The sequence below is a fragment of the Delftia lacustris genome, assembly GCF_040267515.1.
GTDB lineage: Bacteria > Pseudomonadota > Gammaproteobacteria > Burkholderiales > Burkholderiaceae_C > Comamonas > Comamonas tsuruhatensis.
In genome coordinates this window covers 6,190,064-6,216,634 of sequence record NZ_CP141274.1, presented here as the reverse complement: position 1 = coordinate 6,216,634, position 26,571 = coordinate 6,190,064, and the positions used below count along the sequence as shown (strand labels likewise).

24 protein-coding genes are annotated in these 26,571 nt (G+C 63.2%); 22 read left to right on the top strand and 2 right to left on the bottom strand.

Annotated elements, in window-relative coordinates; translation table 11 throughout:
• Window positions 1-17: 17 nt before the first annotated feature.
• The 11 genes from gspD to U6958_RS29815 all read left to right on the top strand — a co-directional run bounded on the left by gspD (window position 18) and on the right by U6958_RS29815 (window position 12,299).
• Window positions 18-2,477, top strand: a complete 2,460-nt coding sequence (gspD, locus tag U6958_RS29865; protein ID WP_074920509.1) for a type II secretion system secretin GspD — start codon at window positions 18-20, stop codon at window positions 2,475-2,477.
• Window positions 2,478-2,530: 53 nt separating this feature from the next.
• Complete coding sequence (locus tag U6958_RS29860; RefSeq protein WP_074920507.1) at window positions 2,531-2,941, top strand: hypothetical protein; 411 nt, start codon at window positions 2,531-2,533, stop codon at window positions 2,939-2,941.
• Window positions 2,942-3,461: 520 nt separating this feature from the next.
• On the top strand, window positions 3,462-5,075 hold the full coding sequence (locus U6958_RS29855) for a cell surface protein (RefSeq protein ID WP_074920505.1): 1,614 nt from the start codon (window positions 3,462-3,464) through the stop codon (window positions 5,073-5,075).
• An 87-nt stretch (window positions 5,076-5,162) separates the two neighbouring features.
• Entirely contained in the window at window positions 5,163-6,092 is a 930-nt protein-coding gene (locus U6958_RS29850; RefSeq protein ID WP_244160432.1) for a peptidylprolyl isomerase, read from the top strand.
• Window positions 6,093-6,236: 144 nt separating this feature from the next.
• Window positions 6,237-7,037 (top strand): ABC transporter permease, encoded by an 801-nt coding sequence (locus U6958_RS29845; RefSeq protein ID WP_074920501.1) that lies wholly within the window; start codon window positions 6,237-6,239, stop codon window positions 7,035-7,037.
• Window positions 7,034-8,308, top strand: coding sequence for an ABC transporter ATP-binding protein (locus U6958_RS29840; RefSeq protein WP_074920499.1), 1,275 nt, complete (start codon window positions 7,034-7,036; stop codon window positions 8,306-8,308). The genes U6958_RS29845 and U6958_RS29840 overlap by 4 nt, the downstream gene beginning before the upstream one ends.
• Window positions 8,305-9,198, top strand: coding sequence for a hypothetical protein (locus U6958_RS29835; RefSeq protein WP_143044489.1), 894 nt, complete (start codon window positions 8,305-8,307; stop codon window positions 9,196-9,198). Before U6958_RS29840 ends, U6958_RS29835 begins: the two co-directional genes overlap by 4 nt.
• 20 nt (window positions 9,199-9,218) lie before the next feature.
• The gene (locus U6958_RS29830) at window positions 9,219-10,094 is read left to right on the top strand and encodes a bifunctional 2-polyprenyl-6-hydroxyphenol methylase/3-demethylubiquinol 3-O-methyltransferase UbiG (RefSeq protein WP_074920497.1); all 876 of its coding nucleotides are present in this window, start codon (window positions 9,219-9,221) and stop codon (window positions 10,092-10,094) included.
• Window positions 10,095-10,134: 40 nt separating this feature from the next.
• A complete protein-coding gene (locus tag U6958_RS29825) occupies window positions 10,135-10,572 on the top strand; it encodes an acyltransferase (RefSeq protein ID WP_244160431.1) in 438 nt (145 codons plus the stop codon).
• Between the two features lie 30 nt (window positions 10,573-10,602).
• Window positions 10,603-11,145: a hypothetical protein gene (locus U6958_RS29820; protein ID WP_244160430.1), complete on the top strand. Its 543-nt coding sequence runs from the start codon at window positions 10,603-10,605 to the stop codon at window positions 11,143-11,145.
• Window positions 11,146-11,156: 11 nt separating this feature from the next.
• On the top strand, window positions 11,157-12,299 hold the full coding sequence (locus U6958_RS29815; RefSeq protein ID WP_074920496.1) for an acyltransferase: 1,143 nt from the start codon (window positions 11,157-11,159) through the stop codon (window positions 12,297-12,299).
• Here U6958_RS29815 and U6958_RS29810 read toward each other — a convergent pair.
• Window positions 12,222-15,977 (bottom strand): methyltransferase domain-containing protein, encoded by a 3,756-nt coding sequence (locus U6958_RS29810; RefSeq protein ID WP_074920495.1) that lies wholly within the window; start codon window positions 15,975-15,977, stop codon window positions 12,222-12,224. The genes U6958_RS29815 and U6958_RS29810 overlap by 78 nt on opposite strands.
• Before the next feature lie 348 nt (window positions 15,978-16,325).
• Here U6958_RS29810 and U6958_RS29805 point away from each other — a divergent pair, with 348 nt between their 5' ends.
• From U6958_RS29805 to slmA, 6 genes are all read left to right on the top strand, one after another.
• Window positions 16,326-17,099 (top strand): glycosyltransferase family 2 protein, encoded by a 774-nt coding sequence (locus U6958_RS29805; RefSeq protein WP_046239166.1) that lies wholly within the window; start codon window positions 16,326-16,328, stop codon window positions 17,097-17,099.
• Window positions 17,100-17,104: 5 nt separating this feature from the next.
• Window positions 17,105-18,208, top strand: a complete 1,104-nt coding sequence (locus U6958_RS29800) for a glycosyltransferase family 4 protein (protein ID WP_083393561.1) — start codon at window positions 17,105-17,107, stop codon at window positions 18,206-18,208.
• A 109-nt stretch (window positions 18,209-18,317) separates the two neighbouring features.
• Window positions 18,318-19,208: an acetylglutamate kinase gene (argB, locus tag U6958_RS29795; protein WP_012203251.1), complete on the top strand. Its 891-nt coding sequence runs from the start codon at window positions 18,318-18,320 to the stop codon at window positions 19,206-19,208.
• Window positions 19,209-19,329: 121 nt separating this feature from the next.
• A complete protein-coding gene (locus U6958_RS29790) occupies window positions 19,330-20,049 on the top strand; it encodes a response regulator transcription factor (protein WP_016446445.1) in 720 nt (239 codons plus the stop codon).
• 37 nt (window positions 20,050-20,086) lie between these two features.
• Window positions 20,087-21,574, top strand: coding sequence for an ATP-binding protein (locus U6958_RS29785; RefSeq protein ID WP_016451814.1), 1,488 nt, complete (start codon window positions 20,087-20,089; stop codon window positions 21,572-21,574).
• An 82-nt stretch (window positions 21,575-21,656) separates the two neighbouring features.
• On the top strand, window positions 21,657-22,352 hold the full coding sequence (gene slmA, locus U6958_RS29780) for a nucleoid occlusion factor SlmA (protein ID WP_012203254.1): 696 nt from the start codon (window positions 21,657-21,659) through the stop codon (window positions 22,350-22,352).
• A gap of 102 nt (window positions 22,353-22,454) precedes the next feature.
• Here the strand turns inward: slmA and U6958_RS29775 are convergent, their stop codons facing one another.
• Window positions 22,455-22,967 (bottom strand): Mor transcription activator family protein, encoded by a 513-nt coding sequence (locus U6958_RS29775; protein ID WP_074920493.1) that lies wholly within the window; start codon window positions 22,965-22,967, stop codon window positions 22,455-22,457.
• 146 nt (window positions 22,968-23,113) lie between these two features.
• Here U6958_RS29775 and U6958_RS29770 point away from each other — a divergent pair, with 146 nt between their 5' ends.
• From U6958_RS29770 to U6958_RS29750, 5 genes are all read left to right on the top strand, one after another.
• Window positions 23,114-23,728 carry a S24 family peptidase gene (locus U6958_RS29770; RefSeq protein ID WP_026062523.1) on the top strand — a complete coding sequence of 205 codons (615 nt, stop codon included), beginning with the start codon at window positions 23,114-23,116 and terminating at the stop codon, window positions 23,726-23,728.
• A 441-nt stretch (window positions 23,729-24,169) separates the two neighbouring features.
• The gene (locus tag U6958_RS29765; protein ID WP_074920492.1) at window positions 24,170-24,655 is read left to right on the top strand and encodes a hypothetical protein; all 486 of its coding nucleotides are present in this window, start codon (window positions 24,170-24,172) and stop codon (window positions 24,653-24,655) included.
• A gap of 130 nt (window positions 24,656-24,785) precedes the next feature.
• Window positions 24,786-25,712, top strand: coding sequence for a phage tail tube protein (locus U6958_RS29760; RefSeq protein ID WP_012203258.1), 927 nt, complete (start codon window positions 24,786-24,788; stop codon window positions 25,710-25,712).
• Window positions 25,713-25,755: 43 nt separating this feature from the next.
• Window positions 25,756-26,211, top strand: coding sequence for a hypothetical protein (locus U6958_RS29755; protein WP_012203259.1), 456 nt, complete (start codon window positions 25,756-25,758; stop codon window positions 26,209-26,211).
• A 29-nt stretch (window positions 26,212-26,240) separates the two neighbouring features.
• Window positions 26,241-26,531, top strand: a complete 291-nt coding sequence (locus tag U6958_RS29750; RefSeq protein WP_016446439.1) for a DUF1799 domain-containing protein — start codon at window positions 26,241-26,243, stop codon at window positions 26,529-26,531.
• Window positions 26,532-26,571 lie beyond the last annotated feature (40 nt).

Below are 26,571 nucleotides of genomic sequence, written 5' to 3'. Positions count from 1 at the left end.
GATGGGTTAAGAACACCATGAAATTTCCCAACCGCCCCGTGCGCACCGTGCTGGCGTTGGCTGTCTGCCAACTGCTGCTGGCTTGCGCGCAACCCAATAGAAACAACTTCGTCAGCCACTTCAGTGAAGCAAGCTCTGCGCAGGATTTTTCCTTTGCTGCAGACGAGGCAGATGGCTCCGTGAAAACGGGCAAGAAGAAGAGCGAGTCCGACGAGTCCCAGCCCCGGGTGATCGAAGGCACCGGAAAGCTGCTGGGCAAGGCCCAGGATGCGCCTGCCGTCAAGGGGGACTCCATCAAGCTCAGCTTCGAGGAAGCCCCCCTGGCCCAGGTCGTGCGAACCATACTGGGCGACCTGCTGTCGGTCGACTATGTGCTGCACCCGCCCATCTCCGGCACGGTCACGATGAGCACGCAGAGTGCCGTCTCGGCGGATCAGGCGCTCAATCTTCTCGAAACCGCACTGCAGGCCAACGGCATGGCCATGGTGCGCGATGTGCGGGGCACTTACCACGTGGGCCGCATCGATGCACTCAAGAGCATTGGCGCGAGCGTGCGCCAGGCAAGCGTCGGCACTCAGATGGCTCCCGGCTACGGCACCATCCTCGTGCCGCTCCAGTACATCGGCGCCAATGAAATGGCGGCCATCCTGCGTCCCATGGTTCCCTCCGACGCCATCGTGCGCGTGGACAACGTGCGCAACTTGCTGGTCATGGCGGGCTCGCGCGCCCAGGCCGAAGGCTGGCTCGACATGGTTCGCACTTTCGACATCAACCTGCTTGAAGGCATGTCGGTGGGTGTGTTCCCACTCAAGTATGTCTCGGTGCAGGAGGTGAGCGCGGCCCTGCAGCTGGTCGGCGGTGGGGGCGCCGCCGCAGGTGCCCAGGGTGCCGTGGCTCCGGCAGGTGCCGCCGCCGTGCGCTCTGGTACGGTGCCCGGTACGGCAGCGGCCGGGGCCGCCAGCGCGGTCGCTGGCCTGGGTGAAGGCAACCCGCTATTTGGCGCTTTGCGCATCATGCCCATAGAGCGGCTCAATAGCATCCTCGTCATCACGCCGCGTGCAGCCTATCTGGAGGAGGCTCGCCGCTGGATTGCCAAGCTGGACCAGCCTGGCAGCGGTGGCAGTCAGGCACAACTGAACATCTACCGCGTGCAAAACGGCAATGCCCGGCATCTGGCGGGTGTGCTGTCCGGTATCTTCGGTGGTTCCACGGGCGGCACCGGCACCAACAGCGGCGTCGCGCCGGGTCTGGGCACCTCGACCAACACGGGGTTCGGCAACAGCAGCTTTGGCAACAGTAGCTTCGGCAACAGTAGCTTCGGCAACAGTAGCTTCGGCAACAGTAGCTTCGGCAACAGCGGGTTCGGCAACAGCGGGTTCGGCAACAGCGGCTTTGGCAATAGTGGATTCAACTCGGGCACTGGACTGCGCACGGGCAGCACGGGTTTCGGGCAATCGGGCGTTGGCTCACAAACCGGCATCAACCAGGGCACGGGTTCCACCGTGGCCAACCTGGGCACCGTGCGGGTCATGGCCGATGAGCTCAACAATTCGGTGCTGGTCTGGAGTACTCCCGCTGAATACGAACGCATCGAGGCTGCACTCAAGCGGCTGGATCTGCCCCCCACGCAAGTTTTGATCGAAGCCAGCATCGTTGAGGTTACGCTCAACGATGGCCTGGAGTATGGGCTTCAGTGGGCTTTTAGTGGAGATGTGGGCAACAAGGGGTACTCGGGCTCGGGGCTGATCTCTACTGAATCGAAGCGAACCACAGCTGATATCGCCGCTGCCATTGGGCAAGGTTTCAACTACACGTTGAAGAATTCGGCGGGAACGATCAAGGCAGCACTCAACGCGCTCTCCACCAAGACCAACGTTAAGGTCGTGGCCAGCCCCTCGTTGATGGTGCTGGACAACCACACTGCAGCGATTTCGGTCGGTACACAACAACCTTATCGCTCGGGGGAGATTTCCACGACGACTGTTGGCAGCAGCAATGCTGTCAGCTACCAGTACAAGGATACGGGCGTGAACCTGCAGGTCACGCCCTCGGTCAACGCCGGCAACATCGTCACCATGACCGTCAACCAGATGGTGACCGATGTGGGAGCAAAAGACGAAATCACCCAACAGGTCACCTTCCTGCAGCGGCAGTTGTCCAGCCGAGTGTCTGTGCGCTCGGGGGAGTCCATCGTTATGGGAGGATTGATTCAGGAGAACACTTCCGACGGCCGCAGCGGCATTCCCGTGTTGCATGAGCTGCCGGTGGTTGGGAACCTTTTTGGTTCAACCAACAATTCAATGCGGCGCACCGAACTGCTGGTGATCATCACCCCCCGTGTAGTACGCACCGATGTGGATGTGCGTGACGTCAGCGAAGATCTGCGAGAGCACATGCGCTCCCTGTCTCCGCTCCTTAGAACTCCTGCACAACAAAACAGCTCCAAGCTACCGGCCCTGCCGGAACGCGCCCAGTGAAGCCTCTTGCGCTGGGTCAAACCTGCGATTTATTTGATGGAATTCTGCACAAAATGAAATTTTCCTCTACCAAGCTGTCTCCCCTGCTGCTCGTGGCTGTGTCTGCCACCATCGTGGGTTGCGCCCAGATGCCCGGCCGCTCCACCGAAGATGTGATCACCCAACGGTCCAACGCGTTCTGGGATGCCCGCATGAAGAACAATGCGGCCGAGGCCTACAAGTTCACGCCACCGTCCTATAGGCAACTCAAGGACGTGGAGCGTTTTCGGGCCGACTATGCAGGCATTCCCATGGTCGACAAGCGTGAGGTGGTCTCGGTGATCTGCGAAGAGGCAGACGGCCGGTGTGTGCTCAAGCAGAAATTCGATGTCGAGCCTCCCATGATGCGTGGCACCAAGGTACCGGTCTATTCTGATGAAGTGTGGATCCGCGAAGATGGTCAGTGGTGGATTTTCAAGAAGTGAGCGCATGCGCACTTGATTTGGGGGGCCCTTTGTCAATCTGTGCAATGGCGACTGGATGACATAGGGCTTTTGCTCATTCAGTGCAAGACAAGGCCTACGGCTACCGACGCAATCGCCGGTAGTCATAGGCCTTGTCCTTTTTATATATGCACCCTGTCTTGTCCCAGGGAAGAGGTGGCGGCCATGCGAGCGGCGGACCGCTTGCCAAGCCGGAGCGGCTTGTGGCTCTGTGGCAACAACGCATGATGTAAAAAGCCGGAGTCTCGAAGTGGCCCATGGTTTGCGTTGCAACTTTTCAGTTACCATCGTCGGGCTTTCCATGGAGGTGCGGCGAGGGCGCAGCTTCTACCGTGGTAAACAGGGTCGCTTGCAGCCGTTTGTCGTTTTTTTGAAACGCTGGGCAAGAAATTGTGCACGGCGAATGGTGTCTTGGCGAGGTTCACTATGCTAGGATTCCCGGGCGATCAATCGTGGTGGTAGTTATCAAACTCCCCTTCCTTTTCTTACTGGAGAAACTTGTATGAAGAAAAATGTTCTGGCCCTGAGCATTGCCACCATGATCGGTGGTCTGGGCTTTGCCGGTGCGGCCTCCGCTGCCCTGGCTGTGAACGAAAGCGGCACTGGCCACATCCTGGTCGTTCCCTACTACACCGCCCAAAACGGCAACTCCACGGTGTTCCACCTGACCAACACCGACCTGGTGAACGGTAAGGCTGTGAAGGTTCGCTTCCGTGGCGCTTCCAACTCCGACGACGTGCTGGACTTCCAAGTGTTCCTGTCGCCTGGCGACGTGTGGACCGCTGCTGTGTCCGCTGACGCCAACGGCCTGGCGCAACTGGTGACCGGTGACAACACCTGCACGGTGCCCGCCATCACTCCTGGTACACCTGTTCCTTTCATCAAGGACCGTCTGAGCCTGGCTTCGTGGACCGACACGCAAAAGAACGCTCAGACCCGCGAAGGCTATATTGAAATCCTCAATATGGCTGACATCGATGGCTTGAAGCGCTACGAGTCCAGCGGCAAGCGTAAGATTGACGGTGCTGCATATGCGGATGGATCTTCCGCTTCGGCCCTGTACACTGCTATCAAGCACGTGAGCGGTAAGGCTCCTTGCACCGCATCCGTCCTGGCTGGCTTGGATGACATCAACCCTGCTCAGAACGCTGCTGTTAACGCAGCTGGCGCACAGACCTACGGCCTGATCGCTCCTACAGACGGTCTGGCTGGTTCCTGGTACGTGATCAACGTGCCTGATTCCACCACGTACTCGGGTTCTGCCACTGCTATCAAGTCTGATGCTGTTGCCCTGAACAACCTGTACTCGCCTCAGCTGGCAAAGCCTGCAGTACTGCCTTCGGCAGACCCGCTGCTGCTCGGCAAGCTGATCGAAGCACAGCACTACGACGTGCCTGACCTGTCCACACCGCTGGAAGGCGCTGTGACGGTTGCGGGTGCCAATGCGCAAGCGATTGCTCTGACCTCCGCTCTGGCTCGCACCACGGTGTCCAATCAGTACGTTACCGACAAGACCATTTCGGCTACGACTGACTGGGTGTTCTCGATGCCCACCCGTCGCTACATGGTTGCAGCTAACTACGCTGCGCCCGTGGGCAAGCCTTTCGGTGTCGCTCTGGCCGCTGGTGGTCTGGCGGCTGCAGCCGCAGGCCCGGCTAACTTCGACACCAACGTTGCCGAGACCGACAAGGTCTACCGCGTGTTCAACACGGATGTCAAGCCTGCTGCTGGTACCGAATTCCTGTTCACGTTCAGCTCTGCTCTGTCCACGGTGAACGAAGCTGGCCAGATCTGCGCAACGGCTGATGGTCAAACGTTCTATGACCGCGAAGAAACCAGCAAGAAGGACGGCGCCGTGTTCTCGCCCGGCACCACCACCAAGCTGGCAGTTTGCGGTGAAGTGAGCGTGGTGAGCTTCGGTGGTTCTTCCGTGCTGGGCGCTGCTGTGTCGCAGAAGAATGCCGTGACTCCCTACACCGATGGCTGGGGCACCGTGTCCTTCAACAAGACCGTTCCGGTGCTGGGCGCTGCCTTCCAAAAGGGTACCAACCCCTCTGCCAAGGCCAACATGGTCGGCAACTATGGCGTGACTTGGCCTCACGTCTACCTGAAGTAATTCGGGTTCATGAGCCCGGTCTTTCGGGCTCATCTATAAAAGCGGGGGTAACCCCGCTTTTTTTATTGGTTTTTTGGAAAGATGGATATGACAATGCAGTTCCCCTTCTCCCGCCACGTCCTGCGCCACAGCCTCCTGGGCCTGGCACTGTGTGCTCCGGTGCTGGCTCTGGCCGCGCAACCAGCGGCGGCTGCTTCGCCCGCGGTGCTGGCTTCCGGTGCTGGTGTGAGCGTGACGGTGGATGATCTGCAGGCCGATGCGCAGCGCATTCCTCCCGAGGTGCGTTCGGGCCTGTTGGCTCGCCCCCAGAATGTGAGCCAAATCGCCGACAACCTGCTGGTGCGCCGCGTGATGGCGCAAAAGGCCCAGGCACAAGGTCTCGGCAATTCCGCCAGCGCACAGGCTGCGCTGAACGTGGCGCGTGACAAGATCCTGTCCGATGCTTGGTTGGCCAAGATCGATGCGGACAACACGCCTTCGGCCGCAGTTGCCGAAAGCCAGGCGCACAATATCTACAAGGCCCACCCCGAGCGCTTCGCGGTGGAAGAGCAGGTGCATGTACGCCATATCCTGATTGCCGGCACGGAAGATGCAGCGCGTACGCAGGCCGAAAAGCTGGTTGCCGACCTGCGCGGTGGCGCCGACTTTGCGGCGCTGGCCAAGGAGCGTTCTGCCGACAAGGGTTCTGCCGCGCGCGGTGGCGACCTGGGCTTCTTCGGCAAGGACAAGATGGTGCCCGAGTTCGAGCAGGCCGCCTTTGCGCTCAAGAAGAACGAGATCAGTGGCCCTGTGCAGAGCAAGTTCGGCTTCCATGTGCTGCAGTTGCTGGACCGCAAACCTGCAGGCCAGCAAGCCTTCGCCGAAGTGCGTGATGCCCTGGTCAAGGAAGTGATCGAACAGGCCCAGGCTGAAGGCCGTGTGGCTGCAGCCAATGCCATCCGCAAGGAGTTCAAGGTGGACGAGGCCGCTGTGCAGGCGTACTCGCAAAGCCAGGCCGCCCAGCCAAAGGCCCAATAAGAAGGTGCATCTTCTGACAGACGTAGCGGGCCGCTTGGCTTAGACTCTCGCCTGTTTTTTTCGCGGCCTGCCTGTCTGAGGCAGGCCGTTTTGCTGTGGTGTCCGGCGTGGTGTCGGGCCGGTGGCTGCAACCGATGGAGTGGCATGCGGACCTTGTGCGATGAATGGAGCGCCTTGTGGCGCTCGCGCCAGTTGATGTGGGTGTTGACGCGGCGCGAGGTCGCGGCACGCTACCAGGGCACGGCAATGGGCGTGGTGTGGCTGTACCTGCAGCCGCTGTGCACGGTGGCTGCCTACTACCTGGTGTTCGACGTGGTGTTTCGCATGCGGCTGGGCGATGGCGCTCCCACGCGCGCCGTCGGCGCCTTCCTGGTGGTGGGGGCCTTGCCGTGGATGGCCATGTGCGATGCGATATCGCGCGGCATGAACAGCCTGATCGACGCAGGCGGGCTACTGCAAAAGAATGCCTTGCCTACGGTGCTGTTTCCCGTGCGGGCCGTTCTGGCCAGCCAGATCATCTTTGCACCGCTGCTGCTGCTGGTGGCCTTGGCCTATGCGCCGCTGCACGGATTCCAGTGGCCAGTAGCCAGCGTGCTTGCGCTGCTGCTGGCGCAGTTGTGCCTGAGCCTGCTGCTGGGCTATGCGCTGGCCATCCTGGCCGCAGCCCTGCGCGATACGGTGCAGTTGGTGGGTTTCCTGCTGTCCGTGGGCATTTATCTGTCGCCCATCCTGTTTCCGCTGACCTTGTTTCCCGAGCAGTGGCGCTGGCTGCTGTGGCTCAATCCCGTGACGGCGCTGGTGCTGGGTTACCAGTCGGCCTTGCTGCAGGGGATGTGGCCGCAGTGGCAGGTCTGGGTGGCGTTGCTGGCCTGGATGCTGCTGCTGGCCGTGGTGCTTTCGATCCTGGTCAAGCGCAGCCGGGATGAACTGGTGGATTGGCTATGAACGCAGCGATGGAATACAAGGGATCGCAGGACGTGGCATTGCGCGTCGAGGGCGTTGGCAAGGAGTACAAGCTTTACGATTCACCGGGTCGCCGCGCACGTGCGCTGCTGACGGGCAAGGCTCTGCACCGCAGCCACTGGGCACTGCGCGATGTGTCCTTCGCCCTGCACCGCGGCGAATGCTTGGGTGTTATCGGTGACAACGGCGCCGGCAAGAGTACGTTGCTCAAGCTGCTGGCCGGCACGCTTCACCCGTCCACCGGCAGCATTTCGCGCGACGGGCGCGTGACGGCGATCCTGGAGCTGGGAGCGGGCTTCCATCCAGAGTTCAGCGGGCGCGACAACCTGTATTTCGGTGGCAGCCTGATTGGCATTGATGCAGCACAGATGCGCACGCTAGAGGCGGAGATCGTTGCTTTTGCCGAGTTGGGCGAAGCATTGGATCGCCCCGTCAAGACTTACTCGTCGGGTATGACGGTGCGGCTGGCCTTTGCGCTGGTGACGGCTGTGCGGCCCGACGTACTGATCATCGACGAGGCGCTGGCTGTAGGTGATCAGAGCTTCCAGAAGAAGTGTATAGAGCGCATTCTGGATTTCCGGCGCAGCGGTTGCACAATTTTGTTCTGTTCACACAGCCCTTATCACATCCGCCACCTGTGTGATCGTGCGCTGTGGCTGGTCAAGGGGCAGGTGCATGCACTGGGCGAAACCGAGAGCGTGCTGGCCGCCTATGAAGCCGCAAGTCGTGCGGGTGAGGAGCCAGGACAATCTTCCGGGGAACACCCGCAGGCCTTGCCGCAGCAGCAGGCACAGGCGGATGCTGCGCTTTCAAACAAGCCGCATGCCAGCGATGCCGCTCATCTGTTGTCGGTGGACATGCCTGGGCTTGATGCTGCACAGGCCTCGGCCGACGGACTGCCGATCCTGCGTGGTCATGACCTGGAGTTGCGCTTCCGAGCCCATGTGCCGAATGAGGCGGCGCCCAGCTTTGGCTTCATGTTGGAGCAGCTCAATGGTGTGGGCATCACCTCAGTGGCCATGCATACGGAGGGCGTGAAGCCTGTGCGGCAGGCAGACGGCAGCTGGGGCATGGACTTGCGCTTTCCCGAGCTGCCGCTGCATACAGGCGACTACGTGGTCAGCGCCTATCTGTTTGATGAGACGGGTCTGATGGTCATGGATGAGTGGCTGCGTTTTCGGTCCCTGCGCTTTATCTCTGACCAGCCGCTGCCGGGTATCGTGCATTTGCCGCACCGCTGGGAGGCGCCTTGAAAGCCATGGTGCGGCGCCTGTGGTGCGAGGGCAGGGACCTTTTGGAACTGGTGCTGATTCCCGGGCTGGCTGCCGTGCTGCCTTGGACATTTTGCTTTCGGATTTTCCGGCGTTTGGCGCGATGGCAATGGCTGTATCGTGAAGCCTGCGAGGCAGACTGGCGGCAGGCCCATGCCAAGGGGTTTGCGCAGGATCGGCTCCATTGGTTATGGGAGCGCAAGCTGGTGCAACTGGTGGACCATGCGGACCATTACTTGCATCGCACGCGTTCCGATGCCTGGATGCGCCGCCACTTGCAGGTCCGTGGCGATTGGATGGAACATGGAAGGCCTTCATTTCTGTTCACGTTCCATTGGGGTGCGGGCATGTGGGGCCTGCGCCATGCGCGGCAAGCGGGTCTGAGCGTGCACGCGCTCTCCGCCCCGGCTGAGAATGCAAGCTTCCATGGCAGATGGGTGCTCATGCGCTACGTGAAGGCGCGATTGCGTTCCGTGGAGCAGGCTCTCGAACAACCCCTGGTGTTTGTGCCAAGGGGATTGCGCCAGGTCAAGGACGCGCTTGCGCGCAATGAACAGATTCTGGCCTTGCTCGATGTGCCCCAGGACGGCTCTGGCAAGGGGCAGGTGTTTGGGCTGCTGGGCGAACAGGTGTTGCTGTCGATGGCCATACCAGAGATGGCAGCGCGCCAGCCGCAGGCTTATGCGGTCTATGCAACTGGGCTGGATGTGGCCACCGGCCAGAGATTTCTGGAAATCGTGTGCTTCGGACCCGGTGCTGGCGCGCAGGATATGACATTGGAAATGCTCGCTCAGCTGGAGGCGCTGATCTGGAAGAGCCCGGCAGCGTGGCATCTCTGGGGACAATGGCCGCGCTTTTGCGCCCGGCAATGATGTTGAACTGAAGGAGGAATATGGCGGATCGATTGAGCTTGTGGGGGCGCCGTTGGCAGGAGCGACTGTTCGGCTTGGCTCCGTGGGATGCAGGCAAGATCACGGATGAGTGGTTTCGCGCACATTTCGACTATGCGGCCGACGTGGTGCATAGCTGGCTGGGGCAGGAGTTGGACATGTCCAAGGCGCGGCTGTTGAACTTCGGCTGCGGCGACGGCATCACAGACTTGGCCTTGGTGCTGCGCCATGGGGCCACCCGTATCCACGGCATTGACATCCGCCAGGAGTACACCAAGTTGCCACGCATCGCTCGCGAGCAACTGGGGATGTCGCGAGTGCCTTCGGCGCTCAGCTTTGAGACTATCGTGCCCAACGAGCCGCTGGCCACGCGGCATGCGGGCTACGACGGGATGCTTACATGGTCTACCTTCGAGCATGTGCAACGCGACAAGGTGCTGCCCATTCTGGCCGATCTGCATGCCTGTCTACGCCCAGGCGGGGTGTTCTTTTTGCAGATCGAGCCGCTCTTCTATTCACCATGGGGATCTCATCTGCGGCGCTACGACGATGTGCCCTGGCACCACTTGCTGGCGTCGGAGGAGGAACTGTGGCGCATCATCGAAAAGCATGAGGGCCCGCTGGACGCCGCCGAGGTGGACTTCGGCTTTGCCGATTTCGGTGTCGATGGCTACAAGCGCTTTGTCTTCAAGGAGTACCAGGCGCTGAACCGGTTTACTGCAGACGAACTGGTCAATATCGCAAGGCAGGCCGGCTTTGAAGTGTTGCGCGAGGAGCGGCGCCAGGTGGACATGCCCATTCCCGAGGCGCTGGCGGGGCGCTATCCCGAGGAGTGGTTGCGCAACAACGAGATTTTGCTGCTGTTGGGCAAGACCTGACGAAGTCATGCAGGGGCCGGCCCCCACGATCTCTTCACCCGTGCGGTCTGCATATTCCAATGGCTTTGATGCACTGTGCATAGCCGCTGCATCTGCAGTCATTTACAGCCATCATTTCCATATCACGGGCACCATACCGCCATCGTGGCTGCATGCGGACATGGTGGGCGGCGTGGCAGTGATGACTTTCTTCACGATCAGCGGCTTTCTTGTCACGCTGAGCTGGCTGCGTGATCCGCGTGCGGCGGCCTTCATGACCAAGCGTCTGTTGCGGGTGTGGCCGGGCATGCTGGTGGCTGTTGTGGTTGGCGTGCTGCTGTTCGGTCCGGCCTTTACTTCATTGCCGCTGAAGGAGTTCTGGCTTCATCCGCAGACCCTGGATCACTGGCGCAATCTGCTGCTGATCAAGGACTACGCCTTCATGCCGGACGTGTTTGCTTCCAATCCGCTGCCAGGGTTGATGAACGGCCCTTTGTAGACCATCCCCATCGAGCTGATGTGCTGCGTGGTGCTTGCTGCACTGGGCATATTGGGCGTGCTGCAGTCCAGGCTTCTTGCCAGCTTGGCCGCAGCAGGATATCTGGTCTTTTTCCTGACACGGCGCAATGCCGCTTTGGCTGGAACCATGTTTCATTGGTTCGAGTATCCGGCCTATTTCGCCTATGGCTCGCTGATCGCGCTATTGCAGCCTGCCTTTGCTGCCCATAGTCGAAACTTGCTGTTGATCCTGGCGCCTGTGGCTGGGGTGCTTTTCTTTGGCTTGAAGCTGGAGCACTCTGCCGGCCTGCTGCTGCTGCCGCCGCTGCTCATCTATTTGGGTTCCATGCGTTCTAGGGTGTTTTCCGGGTTGCATCGACTCGGAGATCCTTCTTATGGTGTCTACGTGCTGGGTTGTCCCATCCAGCAGGCAGTTCAGGCACTGTGGCCTCAGCTGCCATTCCACTCCAGTCTGGCGCTTGCATGGCTGCTTGCGCTGGCTGCTGGCTATGCCTCCTGGCACTTGGTCGAGTCGCCGATGCTGCGGCTCAAACACTTGGTGTACCGCACCTAGAAGGGAGTGTCATGCGCAGCGTTGAAGAGAGGGGGAACCGCTTTGACATGCTGCGCTTGACGGCGGCGCTTGCAGTGTTTGTTGCGCACGGAGAGTTTCTTTACCGCCTGCGTCTTGCCGAACCCTTTGCCGGCCACAGCCTGGGGTCGCTTGCGGTCTATGTATTCTTCTTCATGAGCGGGTATCTGGTATGCCAGAGCTGGATGCGCGAGCCGGTCTGGCATGCCTTCTGGTTGAGGCGGCTGATGCGGATTTTTCCAGGCCTGATCATGGCCGTGGTTTTCTCGGTTTTCGTCATCGGCTGGGCGATGACCTCGCTTGATTCGCTGCAGTACTGGCAGTCACCGCAAACCTGGAGTCATCTGATCAACAACATGACAGGGCAGGCCACGGTTCAGATACTGCCGGGCATATTCGAATCCAATCCCTTTGCCTATACGGTCAACGGGTCCCTGTGGACGTTGCGGTATGAGCTGGCGATGTACCTTGTGCTGGCCACCTTGGCATGGCTTGCAAGAGGCAAGCGCTGGATCCATCCCCTCATGGCTGGCGTACTGGCGATCTTGTGGCAGATGGCCAGAGTCAAGGGGTGGGACCAGGGCCTGGATGCCATCCACACCCCGCTGGTCGATATGTTCCGCTGGCGGGACTTCTGCGGATTTGGTGTTCCCTTCTTTCTGGGAAGCACGATGGCTGCCTATGGCATACGCCATCGCACATGGATGGCTGCAGCCGCGCTGGTGCTGGCTGTATGCGCATTGCTCACCGCCAGCACCTGGATGCGCCAGGTGGCAGTATGGGGATTGGTGGCCTGCGCAAGTTTTTATCTTGCCCATGCAGGCCATGTGGCCGCAAGCCACCGTTGGCGCACCGATCTTTCTTATGGCGTCTACATCTACGCCTTCCCCGTCCAGCAGGCCATGACGGCCATTTGCCTGCGTGAGGGCTGGTCATTGAGCATCTGCATGCTGCTGTCGCTTGCCTTGACATTGGGCCTGGCCTTGATGTCATGGTATGGCGTGGAGCGGCCCTGCATCCGGATGGCGCAGCGATGGCTGGCGTTGCCTGGGCGGCACCTAGGCCTGCAGCCAATTCTTGACCCGGCGCTGCCAGTGCGCGGGAATACGCCTGGCCACGCCGCGCAGGATGGGTAGCGTGCGCAGTTTGGCCAGCAGGATCAAGGCCCCCGATCTTGCAGCATGGTCCTGGCGTTGCAGGCGATGTGTGGCCAGGAAAGCCGAATCCAGTGGCTGGAGCAGGGCCTGATCGCGCGGCTGCAGCCCCTGGAGATAGCCGTCGCCATAGAAAGTGGCTCCCGGCTGGGCGGACGCACTCCCTGCTGCGGCGGGTTGCTGCGGTGGCTGCCCTTCAATGAAGTGGCGTTCGCGTATTTGCGCGAAGAAGTCCAGCCATTGGACGGCGTTGGCGTCCCAGGGCATGACCCAGGACCAGTCGCGGCCCGCCAGCCTTTCGGGAAAGGCTCCTATGTCGGGCGCGACGATCGGCAGCCCGGCGGCCAGGCAGGCGCTCAGGGTGTAGCTGTAGGTCTCCGGCCATTGGGCAGGGAACCAGGCCAAGTCGGGCTGCAACCACTGCAGCAGAGCAGGCAGTTCTTCTTCCTTGTAGCCGCCGTGCACGGTCAGGCGTGCGCGCGGCTGGGTCTGCAGGCTGCGGTAGCCATAGCCGAGCAGATGGAATTCCACAGGAGCTCCCCGCTTGGCGGCTTCGATCGCCACGGCTTCCAATACGTCGGCGCCCTTGATGGCGCTCATGGCTCCCAGTACGACGATCTTGAGCGGGGCCGTCGCAGCCAGCGGGTGTGCCACCGGGGCCGGCAACTGTGCCGGCATGTCGGTGTGGGCAACGGCCTGGACGCGTGCCCCGGGCACGAAGCCGGCGATCCGGCTGGCTGTGTCCTGGCTGGGGGCCAGCACATGGCGCGCGTTGTTCAGCAGCAGCGCATTGCGGTGGCGCCACTGGGCCACGGTGCCGGCATAGGGGGCTGTGTCCGTTGGTTCGCAGCAGCCGCATTCGCCCGCGCGGGGCGGCACGATGTAGCGGTTGTCGATGCCGGTCAGCGAGATATTCTTGCAGTAGGTGTAGAAATCATGGGCCGTGAAGTCATGGGCCGTTCCCAGGCGTGCGGGCAGGTCCAGGATGGCTTCGCTGTGGCCCAGGAGATGCTGGTAGTGCACGTGCACCACGCCCAGCTGGCGCAGGGCCTGCACCAGCTCCTCCATCTGGTCGTTGATGCGGAAGGCGAGCTCGAAGGCTTCCTTCTCTTCGGCACGGCGCAGGACCACGACTCCACCTGCGGCTGGGGACAGCATGAGGAACAGTGCCTTGCCTTGCAGGAACTGCGCCAGTTCGCGGACATGGCGCACGGTGCCGCCCGCCCGATCGTGGAGCACGGCCAGCACCACGGGCTGCTGCGCTGCCTCGGCCTGCAGGCGTGCCACATCCAGCGCCAGGCGTGCCGTGCGCGCAGGGTCGGCCTGGACGAAGGCCATGACATCGGCTTCGTAGCGCGGATGCAGCCTGCGCAGGGTTTCCATGGCGGCACGTTCACGCGGGCTCTTGCTTTCTCCGAAGCTCACGCCGCCTGTGTGCAGCACGAAGGTGTCCAGCAGATGCAGGTTGCGCCAGCCAGCGGCTGCGGCACGCTGGCAGAAGTCGTTTTCCTCGCCATAGCCCTTGCCGAAGTGCTCGGTGTCGAACAGGCCGACGGCGTTCAGGCTGTCGCGGCGGATGTACATGCAAAAGCCCACGCCGGTCGGCACGTCCACCACCTGGCCGGGGTTGGTGCGCGCGCACAGTGCGTCGATGGCGGCCGTGTCCATGCCGGGCGGCAGGTCGTTGCCCTCGCAAAAGCGCGGGTAGCTGCAGATGGTGGCGTTGTTGGAAAACGGCGTGACGGAGGCGATGCGTGCATCGCCGTAGGCAGCCTGGCGGATGCGGTCCAGCCAGTCATTGGCAACCACGGTGTCGCTGTTGAGCAGCAGCACGTCATGGGCGGTGTTCAGCGCCATGCCGCGGTTGACGGTGCCGACGAAGCCGAGGTTCTCCTCGTTCTCCAGCAAAGTGATGCGGGGCTCCTGCGCAGCCTTCTCGCGCAGCCAGGCCGTGACTTCGGGCTCCGGGCTGGCATCGTTGATGACCACGAGTTGCCAGTGCGTGCGGCAGGGGCTGGCCAGAACGGATTCGATGCAGTTGCGCGTGTCGTCCAGGCCGCAGTACACGGGAACAATCACATCTACGGGGAGGTCGGGAATCGTCTGTGGTACGGGTGTACGGACAGCCGCCGCTACCGGTTTGCGGCCCAAAAGTCGATCAAGGCGCATCTTTGCGTGGACGAGCGGGCGCGTTGCCCGGAATATGGTGGAGTTTTCGATACTGTGCAGATGCTGCACAAGCTGCGCAAAGTCACGCTGTACCCGACTGGCTTCCTGCTGCCAGCGTGCGCGCTCTTGGCTTTGTGCTTGGTGGCTTTCGTCGAGCAGGGCGTTGCGGTGTTTGAGCTGACCTATAGTTTGGTCGCGGTGCTGGATATCTTTCTCCAACTCGGAGCGTTGATGGTTCCATCGGTCCTGTGCGGCGGCTGCCTGCTCAAGCTGGCTCTGCAATGGCCGAACCACCTGCGAGAGTGCCAGATAGTCTGCGGACATGGGCCAGCCCAGTTCTATCTCAAGCGAGGCTCCTGGATGCGTTTCAAGGATAGAAGAGGGAATGGGCAGTTCGAACCAGGGATCGTCACCGGTCAGCAGCAGCATCAACGAGAAGGCTGCGGGAGGGCAGAGCGCATTCCATGCGATCTGTTGATGGGGGCGCTGCCCCAGTAGTGCTGATTCAGTATCCTTCGGTACCCATTGCCAAGCTGTGCCATTGTGGGTATCCACCAGCGAAATCCGGTGCAAATGCACAAAGCCAGGACGGTCAGCAGGGTCCAGTCGAAGATGACTTACAGCCGCCCCGTCAGATGGCAACTGGAAACGCAGGGTCTGGCGGGCTTGGCCGATGCTTCCTGTAGTCGATAGCTTGTTGTGTTCCTCATACCGGCCATCGCGGGCGATATAGAGCTGTGCCGTGAACAGTGCATGTCCCTGTGGGTAGTTCAGGGGAGGTTCGATGGGTTGCGCCTGGGCTGCTGGCGCCGCACTGGCGATGAACTGGTAGGCCAGTGCATCGGGTGTGGCCAGCAGGTGGCGGGCAACGGCAGGGGGCAGGCTGTCGTAGGCGACGCGGAATTCGGATTCGGGGAGCGCCCGTTCGATGGTGTCGATGTCGTCCACCTGCCAGCCTTGTTCGGCCAGAAAGCGCGACAGCGAGCGCCGCGTGAAAAAACGCAGGTGGGTGCGGTCCAGCAGGCCTTCTTCGCGGTAGCGGAATTCGCCATGCAGCAGTTCTGCCACCAGGCCGCTGTAGCCTGCATTGGGCACAGAGATCAGCAGACGGCCTTCGGGCGTCAGCCGCTTGCGGCATGCAGCCAGGATGCGCTCGGGCTGGCGAAGGTGCTCCAGCACGTCGGCGCAGACGATGTAGTCATAGCGTGCTTCGCCGAAGAGCTGGTCCAGGTCGCAGTCTTCCAGGTCGGCCACATGGACATGGCGGTAGAAGGGCGCTGCATGGCGTGCCTCTTCCTGGCTCAGGGTGACGCCGTCGCAGACGCATTGCTTGTGCTCGGCGAGAAAGGCGCCCAGCGCGCCGCTGCCGCAACCCAGATCCAGTATGTGCGCCTGGGCCCGGACATGGCCGGCCAGCACGGACAGCGACGTGCGCTCGTTCAGATCGACGGTGCGCAGGTAGACGTGGGGATCGGGAATGGGTGTGGTCATAGGAAAAGGGGTGCCGGGCAATCTCTCCGCTGGGAGCAGGTGCCGCGGCCGTATTCATTCATGCCAGACGGCCTTGGCCAGTCCGCAGCGGGCAGCAAGCTGCGCCCACGTCAGGGCGCAAAAAATCCCGGAAGTCCGGGCGGCAGATTGTCGCGCATCATAATCCCGGCCACTGCAGTGACTGCATGGCATGGCCGGGTAATGACATATTGCGCGGCTGTTGCATTTTTTTGCATTACGGCATGGCCGCTGACGCTTGACAAAGGCTGCCGGCGGAATACTCTGTGCCGCCGTTTCTGCGGCGCGTGATTCCCGTGCGGGAATTTGAAGATTTGAAGGGCGGCATTGATGGGTTCATCGTTGGTCGTGTCGGTGGTGAGCCACGGACATGGCGCTCATATCCAGAGGCTGCTTGAGTGCCTGGCTTCGGCGCGCCTTGCGCCGGTGTCCCGTGTGGTGTTGACGCTCAACATTCCCGAGGCGGAGCCCCAGGCGCCCGTGGCCGGCTGGCCCTTTGCTCTGGAGATCCGGCGCAATGCGCAGCCTCTGGGGTTCGGCTGCAACCACAACCGGGCGCTGGCGAGCGCACGGGAGCCGTTTGTCTGCGTGATCAATCCCGATGTGTTCTGGAGCGAGCAGGAGGAGCCGTTGCAAGACCTTCTGGCGCTGGTGGCCCGTCCGGGACTGGCCCTGGCCTATCCCCCGCAGATCGGTGAAGACGGCGCGCTGCAGGATTTCGAACGGGAGCTGCCATCGCTGTGGAATTTGCTGCGGCGCAAGCTGCGCGGGCGCGTGGAGCGGCGTGTGGAATGGGTGAATGCGGCCTGCCTGGTGCTGGGCCGGGACAGTTGGCTGCGGCTGCGTGGGTTTGACGAAGGTTTCTATATGTATTGTGAGGATGTGGATCTGTGCCTTCGCCTGCGGGTGCTGGGCGGAGAACTCAGGCGCGGCGGTTTGCCTGTGGTCCATGCGGGCCAGAGGGCGAGCCGGCGCAGCCTGCGCCACGGCGCATGGCACGTGGCCAGCCTGCTGCGGCTGTGGAGCCGGCCGGCTTACCGCAAGGCCAGGGCCCTGCCGCAGGCAGCGCTCTCGCTGCGCAGCCTGCGTGGAGAACCATCGTGATCTGGATGTCGGTACTGGCCTTCATGGTCTCCTTCATCGGCTGTGCGCTGCTGCTGCGCTGGGCCCGGCGGTCCGCAACGTCCTCCTACGGATACGACAAGCCGCAGCGTTTCCACATGGGCGAGGTGCCCCGGCTGGGGGGCGTGCCCATGTACCTCGGGCTGGCTGTCTCCTGGGGTGTGGGCACTTGGCTGAGCATGCGCGGAGATCCTTCCTCGCTGCGCATGCAGCTGTGGGTGGTTGTGTGCCTGGCCGCCATGCTGCCGGCCGTGGTCGGCGGCGTCATCGAGGATGTCTCGCAGCGCCTGAGCGTGCGCTACCGCCTGGTGCTGACCCTGCTCAGCGCCGTGCTGGCCGTGTTGTTATGCGGCCTCTCCGTGCCCCGCCTCGGCTGGCCCTGGCTGGAACAGGCACTGGGTCCGGCCATGCCCTGGCTGGGCATGGGCCTGGCGGTGCTGGCGCTGACGGGCCTGCCCCACGCCTTCAATATCATCGACGGATACAACGGGCTGGCTGGCATGGTGGCCACCATCATCTGCCTGGCGCTGGCCCATGTGGCCTTGCAGGTGGGCGACCGCACGCTGGCGGCCATGCTGGTGACGCTGGCCGCCGCCACCTGCGGCTTCTTGGTCTGGAACTACCCGCGCGGCATGATGTTTGCCGGCGATGGCGGAGCCTATGTCTGGGGCCTGGCGATTGCCCTGGCCAGCATCGCCCTGGTGCAGCGCAATTCCGCAGTCTCTCCATGGTTTCCCATGCTGCTGCTGATCTATCCGGTCTGGGAGACGGTGTTCTCCATCTACCGCAAGCTGATGCGCGGCATGTCGCCGGGCATGGCGGATGCCCTGCATTTCCACCAGCTTATCTATCGGCGCATGGTGCGCGGTGTGTTCGACGATGATCTGGCGCGGCGCATGCTTCGCCGCAATAACCGGACTTCGCCCTATCTGTGGGCCTTCACGCTGCTGACCGTGGTGCCGGCATTGCTGTTCTGGAGCAATACGCCCGTTCTGGTGGGTTTTTGCCTGCTGTTCGTGGTCAGCTACGTGGTGGCCTATCTAGCCATCGTGCGCTTCAAGCTGCCGGGCTGGATGCAGAACAATGGATGATGGCCGGGCGCCATGGGCGTTCCGTCATCCGGGCATGCAACACTGCGGCGCAGTTGCGGCACAATGCCCGCCTTGTTGTTGACTACTTCCACGCCCCAGGGCTAGCACCATGAACGATATCCTCTCGATTGCCCCCCGCGACAAGGCCGAAATCCTCGCCCAGGCCCTGCCCTACATCCGCAAGTTCCATGGCAAGACCATGGTCATCAAGTATGGCGGCAACGCCATGACCGATCCGGCCCTGCAGGCCGACTTCGCGGAAGACGTGGTGCTGCTGAAGTTGGTGGGCATGAATCCGGTGGTGGTGCATGGCGGCGGGCCGCAAATCGAGACGGCTCTCAACCGCCTGGGCAAGAAGGGCGAGTTCATCCAGGGCATGCGCGTGACCGACGCGGAAACCATGGAAGTCGTGGAATGGGTGCTGGCCGGCGAGGTGCAGCAGGACATCGTGGGCCTGATCCACCAGGCCGGTGGCAAGGCCGTGGGCCTGACAGGGCGCGATGGCGGCCTGATCCGCGCACGCAAGCTCAAGATGGTCGACAACAAGGATCCGAACATCGAGTACGACGTGGGCCAGGTGGGCGACATCGTCTCCATCGACCCCAGCGTGGTGCGCGCGCTGCAGGATGACGCCTTCATCCCAGTGATCAGCCCCATCGGCTTTGGCGAGGAAAACGAGAGCTACAACATCAACGCCGACGTGGTCGCCAGCAAGCTGGCCACGGTGCTGCAGGCCGAAAAGCTGGTGCTGCTGACCAACACCCCCGGCGTGCTGGACAAGGCCGGCAGCCTGCTGACCGACCTCACGGCGCGCGAGATCGACGCCCTGTTCGCTGACGGCACCATCTCGGGCGGCATGCTGCCCAAGATCAGCGGCGCCCTGGATGCCGCCAAGGCCGGCGTCAACGCCGTGCACATCATCGATGGCCGCGTGCCGCATGCCATGCTGCTGGAAATCCTGACCGACCAGGCCTACGGCACCATGATCCGCAGCCATTGAGGCCCGATGGCGCGGACTTTGCGGTTCGCGTTACCATCGCGCATGGCCCGGGCGTGGTCTGACGGCCTGGGCCGGTCTGCTGCAAGCCGCCTTTGGGCGGCTTTTGTTTTTTAGGTTTGATATGCGTTTGCTTCTTGTGGAAGACGATGTGATGGTGGCCAGTGGCATCAAGCTGGGGCTGTCCGATGCGGGGTATGCCGTTGACTGGGTCGGCAGTGCCGAGCGCGCCCTGGAGGTGCTGGCCCAGGAAGCCTTCGACCTGGCCGTGATCGACATCGGCCTGCCCGGTATCGACGGGCTGGAGCTCACGCGCCGCCTGCGCAGCAGCGCGGTGGAGAGCTCGGCCATGCCCGTGCTGATTCTGACGGCGCGCGATGCGCTGCAGGACCGCGTGCAGGGCCTGGACCAGGGCGCCGACGACTACATGGTCAAGCCCTTCGAGCTTCCTGAACTGCTGGCCCGGCTGCGCGCGCTGCTGCGCCGATCACAGGCAGCCACATCGGCCGTCCTCAGCTTCGGTCCCATCGAGCTGGACACGGCAGGCCGCCGCGCCGGCGCGCGCCAGCCTGCACAAGACGATGAGAGCGAGGGAAAGCTGCTGCCCATCGACCTGGGCCCGCGCGAATGGACCGTGCTGGAATACCTGCTGATCCACGCGCCCAAGCCGGCCAGCAAGGACAAGCTGCTGCAGGCGCTCACGGGCTGGGACCGAGAGATCACGCCCAATGCGGTCGAGGTCTATGTCTCTCGCCTGCGCAGCAAGCTGGAGCCGCACGGCGTGGCCCTGCGCTCCATCCGGGGCTTCGGCTATCGGCTGGAACTCTCGCATACCGTTGCCTGATGCGGACATGGCGCATGGCCCCAGGCGCTGACCGCCCATGACAGCCAATCTGCGACTTCGCCTGCTGGTGCTGCTGGTGGTGCCGCTGACGCTGCTGGCGCTGATGGGCGGCTGGTTCGGCTACCGCTCGGCAGACGAGGCCTCCACCCAGCATGACCAGCGCCTTTTGCGCCTGCTGCCTGCGCTGGCCGACTCCGTGCTGGCACCGTCGATTGCCGAGGGAACGCCGCCGCTGGTTGCGCTGACGCCCGCCATCGAGGAAGTCTTGCGCCAGCGCGGCAACGACGTCGGATATGCCGTGGGCGACCTGCAGGGCCATGTCGTTGCCGGCGACACCTGGATCCGCTTCGATGTGCCTTCCACGCCGCTGGCCGAGTTCCACAGCCAGGAGCATGACGGCCTGACCTACCGCGTGGCCGTCATGCGCGCCGAAACCTATGGCGCCGGTGAAATGGTGCTCGTGCTGGCCGACGGTGGCGACGTACGCCAGCAATGGGTGCGCCAGTTGCTGCTGCATGTGCTGCTGCCCAGCGTGTTGCTGATCGCGGGCGCTGGCATCGCCATCTACTGGTCGGTCAGCCGGGCCTTCCGGCCGCTGTTGACCCTGACCCAGGCTGTGGAGCGGCGCTCGCCGCGCGACCTCAGTCCCATCTCGGAGCACAGCTCGCCGGCCGAGGTCCGCCCGCTGGTGCGCTCGCTCAACCGATTGTTTGCACTGGTCAACGCCCAGGCCGAAGGCCAGCGGCGCTTTGTGGCCGATGCCGCCCATCAATTGCGCACGCCTCTGGCGGCCTTGCAAGCCCAGGTCGAGGCCTGGGCGCTGAGCGCGCAGGCTGCCCAGGCCGAAGCGAGGCGCAAGGGCACCGAGGCCCAGGTGGTGCTCAGCGTGACGCAGATCGAGCAATTGCGCGACGCCACGCGGCGCACCTCGCAGCTGGCACGCCAGTTGCTGGCGCTGTCACGTGCCGACGCCCGCAATGCCGAAGTCCAGCCGCTGCAGCAGGTGGACCTCAAGGACCTGTGCGAAAGCATGCTGGAAATGTTCTTCGACCAGGCCAGCGCCAAGGGGCTGGACTTCGGCCTTGACGTTGCTCCGGCCAGTGTCTGGGGTCACAGCTGGCTGCTGCGCGAACTGGTGTCCAATCTCGTGGACAACGCCATCAAGTACACGCCGCCCGGCGGTAGCGTCACGCTGCGCTGCGGCATGTACCATGGCGCGGGGCAGTCTGCGGATGAGCCGCCAGGGTGGGCCTTCCTGGAGATCGAGGACGATGGCCCCGGCGTGCCCGAGGCCGAGCGCTCGCAGATCACGCAGCGCTTTTACCGCGCCCAGGGTGCGTCAGGCGATGGAACGGGGCTGGGATTGGCGATTGCCGATGAAATCGCCCTGTTGCACCAGGGCACTCTGGCCTTTGGCGCCGGCGCGCAGGGCAAGGGCCTGCTGGTACGCTTGGAGCTTCCATTGCAAATGCCGGCCGTGCTCTCGGAAACAGTAGCAGCGCAGCCAACAGGGACGCGATCCTGACGGTTGCGCTCATGGGGACAGCTTTGTGCGGAGTTGCCGCCGAGGGCTGTGAGAGAATTACTTACAAATAGTTGATCTGCTTATGTCCGAGTCTGAAGTCCTGTCGCCTTTATCCGCTCCTGGCGCTGATGTCGTTTCCGACGAAGCCGCCTCCGCTTCCGCCCCCACGCCTGCGCGCAAACGCCCCAAACCCGGGGAGCGGCGCGAGCAGATCCTTCAGGCGCTTGCGGCCATGCTGGAAAAGCCCGGCGCAGAACGCATCACCACGGCAGCGCTGGCCGCTCACCTGGGCGTCAGCGAGGCGGCCCTGTACCGCCACTTCGCCAGCAAGGCACAGATGTTCGAAGGCCTGATCGAGTTCATCGAGCAATCCGTCTTCACGCTGGTGCAGCAGATCGTCGGGCGGGATGTGCCGGAGGAAGAGCGTCCCGCAGTGGATGGCATGCGCCAGGCCAGCCGCGTGATCTCGCTGGTGCTGCAGTTCGGCGAGCGCAACCCCGGCATGGTGCGCGTCATGGTGGGCGATGCCATCGTCTTCGAGCACGAGCGCCTGCAGGCCCGCATGAACCAGTTCTTCGACCGCATCGAATCCACGTTGCGCCAGTGCCTGCGCCCCGCCGCCGGTGCGCTGGGCTCCTCCGCCCCGACGGTCGATGCCCAGGTCGCCGCCAGCGTGCTGACGTCGTTCGCGCTGGGCCGCCTGCAGCGCTACGCACGCTCGGGTTTCCGCCGCCTGCCGACCGAGCATCTGGAAGCCAGCCTGGCCTTGATGGTCTGAACACGGCCCAGCGGACCCTAGGGTCCGCTTTGCAGCAAAGCCACCCGCTTGCGCCGGTGGCTTTTTTGCGACCAGGGCCTTGCTTCTTCGCGGTGGCAGTGCTCAGCCGGCAAGATTGCGCCGTCGCCTGGCCGGTGCTGTCACGCCCAGCGCCGCAACGATGCGCCCCACCTGGCCTTCCGTAATCCCATGCTCGGCAGCCAGTTGCCGGGCCGTCTTGTCCGTGGCGTAGTCTGCGGCGATACGCTGGTTGCGTAGTGCCTGCAGTGCGCGCGCTGCCCTGGGCAGTTGGAAGTGGGGCAGGCCTCCATACTCACGGGCGAGCTGGAGCAAGGCTTTCACGCCTATGGTGGCCGCATAGGGATGCTCGGGTGTGACCTTGTCCGGCGTGGGAACGTAGATGCGCAGCCCACCCCAGCGCTGCACCAAGGCCATCGTGGGCTGCAGTCCGATCAGGCGCTCGAAGTCCTGCAGCAGGGGCGGGAGCAGATCACTGCAAGTGCCATGGCGCGGGTCAATGGCAGCTGCTGCGGGCGTGGGTATGCCGATGGTGGGGGGCAGGGCAGCAGGCCGAAAGCCCTGGAAGACAGGTGCCGGATGGTGTTCGGAATGCATTTTGGCTGTACGCTCTTGGTTCAAAAGGAAACGGTTCAATTTGAACCACATTCTTGGTCCATAACGAACCACTGTCAAGATTCGCCATGCCTGCAAAACCTGTGACTGATACGCTTACATCCAACGTTGATGAGGTACTGGCGCGCATGGCTGAAGCCTTGGGACCCGACTGGATGGCCGGCATGGAGGTTCAGCCTGAAACGGTGAGGACATGGCGCAAGCGCGGCGAAGTGCCCGCACGGCAACTGTTGCGGGCCTCGCAGCGAGCGGGCCGGCCGCTGGAGTATTTCAACGGCACGGGCGCGGCGAAGCCTGTCGCTCGGCATGGTGGGGCGGCCGAAGACGAGTTCACACAGATCGAGATGCTCGATGCGCACGTCAGCGCAGGGCATGGGGCGGTCAATGGCCCCGACGAGGTGATAGGCCGCTTCGCCTTCCGTTCGTCCTGGCTGCAGTCCAAGGGACTGGGCAGGCACAACGCCAAGATCGTGCGTGCCCGTGGAAGATCCATGGCGGACCGCATCAACGACGGCGACATCCTGCTGGTCAACACCTCGGTCGATACGCTGACCCAGGATGGTGTCTATGTGATCGAGCTGGAGGGTGAGAACTACGTCAAGCTGCTGGAGCGCGACTTCAGCACGGGCGGTGTGCGCATCGTCAGCTACAACCCCGCCTATCCGCCCCAGGTTCTGGAAGGCGAAGCGGCCAACCGGCTGCGCATCTGCGGCCGGGTCCTCTGGCACGGCGGAGAACTCTAGCCCCCGGGCCGCGCCGCCCGGCATCGCTCCAGAGACTTTGCCGCAGGCCTGAGGCCAGCCTGCGCGCTTCCGTCTTCTCCCAGCCTTTCTCGTCCTCCTCTTTCGTGCATCCGTGCCTGCCGGAGCGGCAGGACGTTTGCGCTTGCCTGGCCGTTGGGATGTGCCGGGCCAAGGCACATGTGCCTGGCATCCAGGTCCGCTGCGCCTGAGAAGGCGCGCGCCTGTGGACGCTGAAACCGGGCCTGCATATGCAGGCCTTATTCATTTTTGCCTACCTCGGCACAGTCACTCCATCGCAACGACGCATCTTTTTCTGCGTCCCCCAACGGAGTGACCCATGTACGCCATCGCACAACTGTTCCTGCTCTTTGCCGCTCATCTGCGGCCCATCGTGGCCGAGGCTGCGGCGAGCGTGGCAGCGGCCTTTCCGGTGCTGCGCCCATGAATGCACTGGCCCAGCATCGCAACGCCATCGTGTCCGTCCTGGCCTCGGTGCCGCAGATCGGCGTTGTGCAGGACCGCGAACGCCATGCCGCCAGCGATGCCGAGCTGGCCGCCCTGTTCACGTATACGCTGCCTGCAGCAGGCACGGCCCATGTCCGCGGCTGGTGGCTGCGCAGAAGCAGCACGGTCGAGCACGGCAGCAGCACGGCCCGCACGGTAAGCGTGCACCAATGGACGCTGCATGGCTACCTGGCCATCGCCGACGCCCAGGCCAGCGAGTTGCTGCTGGACGACCTGGTCGAGCAGTTCCGCGCCCTGGTGCGAGCCGATCCGACCCTGGGTGGCGTGTGCCAGCCCGGTCCTCTGGCAGGCAGCGACGACAGCACCGATGGCGTGCAGGTCATGCGTGCCGAGCCGGTGGATTTCGCGGGAGTGCGTTGCCACTCCGTTGTCCTGCAACTCAGAACCTGGAGCTACCTGTGACCTGCACACCACCGAACCGGGCCTAGACCGGACACCTCGCAACTTTCCCGCAACCCCTGTGGTCCGCGGCGCTGGAGAACGGCGCCCAAGGCCGCGAAACCTCTCCTCATCTCTTCAAAGGATTTTCCAAATGGCAGCAAAGATCATGCGCAAGATGGCCCTCCTGGCCCTGGTTGAAACCGTTGTCGGCACGGCCGTCGTACCGCTGGCGGCCAATGCCATGCTGGTCAGCGACGTGACCCTCACCCCCATCGAGGGCGACGTGGTCGAGCGCAACAACATCCGTCCCTTCTTCGGCTCCAGCGGCAGCACCCTGGTCACCGAATACCAGAAGGTGGCGTTCTCCGTGGAATTCGCGGGTGTGGCCGCAGCGGGCGAGCGTCCCGGCGTGACCGACCTGTTGCGTGCGTGTGCCGCCAGCGCCAGCACCGAGACTGGCGTGAAGACAGTCTTCTCTCCCGTGACCGACGGCATCCAGAGCGTGACCATCTACGGCAACGTGGACGGCACCCTCTACAAGATGCATGGCGCACGCGGCGAGGTGGAGTTCAGCACCGATGCCAAGGCCATTCCCAAGTGGAAGTTCGAGTTCACGGGCTCCTTCGTCCCCGCCGTGGATGAGGCCCTGCCGGCAGTGGACTACAGCGACTTCGTCGCTCCCCTGGGCGTCAACAAGACCAACACCCAACTGACCCTCGACGGCCTGGCGGTGGCCTGCAGCGCCTTCAGCTTCAAGTGCGGCAACCAGGTGGTCAAGCGCGACCTGATGAACGTGGACACCGTGGAAATCACGGACCGAAAGTCCACGGGCAGCGTCACCTTCGAGAACACCAGCGTGGCCACCAAGGACTGGATCGGCCTGGCGCGCGCCAGCGCCATCGTGCCCGTCACGCTCAAGCATGGCCCCGGCGCAACCAACACCGTCAGTTTCAAGAGCGCGCGCGCCCAGATCGGCAAGCCGACCTACAGCGACAGCGATGGCGTGCAGATGATCACGATCCCCCTGTCGTTCATTCCCTCCGACGCGGGCAACGACGAGTGGTCCATCGAGATCTGACGCCGTACCTCCCTGCCTGACAACTACACATCCAAGGATCACCATGGCCGTCAAGATTTCCGGGCTCAAGCCCACCATCTCCGTTCCCGCAACGCTGTACCTGCCCGTCGATGAGGGCAGGTTCGGAGCCCATCACTTTGCCGTTGTGTTCAAGCGCCTGGGCAAGGCGCGGCGCGACGAGATCAATGAACTCATCGTCGTCGGCAAGCCCGCCACGCAGCCCGATGGCTCGCAGGAGGTACGGCGCATGACCATCCCTGAACTGCTCGACGAAGTGGTTGTGGGCTGGGAGGGGATGCTGGGCGACGAAGGAACACCCGTGCCCTACAGCCGCGACGAACGCCTGGCGGCCGAGGAGGCCTACCCGGGACTGGAGCAGGCCATGGCCGTAGCCTGGTTCGACGGACTCAACGTGCACCAGCGGGATGCCGCCACAAAAAACTCCGTGGCGCTGTCCGGCATCACCTCGGCCTCGACGGCGCAGACCGCTATCTCGTAGACGACGAGTTGCGTGCCCAGTGCGCGCAGATGGGGATCGACCCCGACCGGATGGTGCCCGGCGATCTGCAACGGCAGCACCCCGAGGACTACGAACTGTGGCCGGAGCATGCGATGGCCTGGAGCGTGTACCTCGGCTGCTCCACCCAGTGGCGCAGGACGGCCACGCCCTGGGGCCAGTGGCACTGGGACGGGCTGGATTACGCCGGGGTCGAGATCGTGATGCGCCGCTACGCGGTGCCCGCCGCGCAGCGCGGCGAGGTCTTCGCGCAATTGCAGGTACTGGAGGCGCAGGCGCTGCGCCAGCTCAACCGGGGCTGAGGCATAGGGGCCTCGGCTCCGGCCTTTCAAGACAAACACA

What these genes read in the sequence shown, in the direction of transcription:
- gspD (WP_074920509.1), top strand. Translation starts at nt 18, where the DNA reads ATGAAATTTCCCAACCGCCCCGTGCGCACCGTGCTGGCGTTGGCTGTC.
- U6958_RS29860 (WP_074920507.1), top strand. Translation starts at nt 2,531, where the DNA reads ATGAAATTTTCCTCTACCAAGCTGTCTCCCCTGCTGCTCGTGGCTGTG.
- U6958_RS29855 (WP_074920505.1), top strand. Translation starts at nt 3,462, where the DNA reads ATGAAGAAAAATGTTCTGGCCCTGAGCATTGCCACCATGATCGGTGGT.
- U6958_RS29850 (WP_244160432.1), top strand. Translation starts at nt 5,163, where the DNA reads ATGACAATGCAGTTCCCCTTCTCCCGCCACGTCCTGCGCCACAGCCTC.
- U6958_RS29845 (WP_074920501.1), top strand. Translation starts at nt 6,237, where the DNA reads ATGCGGACCTTGTGCGATGAATGGAGCGCCTTGTGGCGCTCGCGCCAG.
- U6958_RS29840 (WP_074920499.1), top strand. Translation starts at nt 7,034, where the DNA reads ATGAACGCAGCGATGGAATACAAGGGATCGCAGGACGTGGCATTGCGC.
- U6958_RS29830 (WP_074920497.1), top strand. Translation starts at nt 9,219, where the DNA reads ATGGCGGATCGATTGAGCTTGTGGGGGCGCCGTTGGCAGGAGCGACTG.
- U6958_RS29815 (WP_074920496.1), top strand. Translation starts at nt 11,157, where the DNA reads ATGCGCAGCGTTGAAGAGAGGGGGAACCGCTTTGACATGCTGCGCTTG.
- U6958_RS29810 (WP_074920495.1), bottom strand. Translation starts at nt 15,977, where the DNA reads ATGACCACACCCATTCCCGATCCCCACGTCTACCTGCGCACCGTCGAT.
- U6958_RS29805 (WP_046239166.1), top strand. Translation starts at nt 16,326, where the DNA reads ATGGGTTCATCGTTGGTCGTGTCGGTGGTGAGCCACGGACATGGCGCT.
- U6958_RS29800 (WP_083393561.1), top strand. Translation starts at nt 17,105, where the DNA reads ATGTCGGTACTGGCCTTCATGGTCTCCTTCATCGGCTGTGCGCTGCTG.
- argB (WP_012203251.1), top strand. Translation starts at nt 18,318, where the DNA reads ATGAACGATATCCTCTCGATTGCCCCCCGCGACAAGGCCGAAATCCTC.
- U6958_RS29790 (WP_016446445.1), top strand. Translation starts at nt 19,330, where the DNA reads ATGCGTTTGCTTCTTGTGGAAGACGATGTGATGGTGGCCAGTGGCATC.
- U6958_RS29785 (WP_016451814.1), top strand. Translation starts at nt 20,087, where the DNA reads ATGACAGCCAATCTGCGACTTCGCCTGCTGGTGCTGCTGGTGGTGCCG.
- slmA (WP_012203254.1), top strand. Translation starts at nt 21,657, where the DNA reads ATGTCCGAGTCTGAAGTCCTGTCGCCTTTATCCGCTCCTGGCGCTGAT.
- U6958_RS29775 (WP_074920493.1), bottom strand. Translation starts at nt 22,967, where the DNA reads ATGCATTCCGAACACCATCCGGCACCTGTCTTCCAGGGCTTTCGGCCT.
- U6958_RS29770 (WP_026062523.1), top strand. Translation starts at nt 23,114, where the DNA reads ATGGCTGAAGCCTTGGGACCCGACTGGATGGCCGGCATGGAGGTTCAG.
- U6958_RS29765 (WP_074920492.1), top strand. Translation starts at nt 24,170, where the DNA reads ATGAATGCACTGGCCCAGCATCGCAACGCCATCGTGTCCGTCCTGGCC.
- U6958_RS29760 (WP_012203258.1), top strand. Translation starts at nt 24,786, where the DNA reads ATGGCAGCAAAGATCATGCGCAAGATGGCCCTCCTGGCCCTGGTTGAA.
- U6958_RS29755 (WP_012203259.1), top strand. Translation starts at nt 25,756, where the DNA reads ATGGCCGTCAAGATTTCCGGGCTCAAGCCCACCATCTCCGTTCCCGCA.
- U6958_RS29750 (WP_016446439.1), top strand. Translation starts at nt 26,241, where the DNA reads ATGGGGATCGACCCCGACCGGATGGTGCCCGGCGATCTGCAACGGCAG.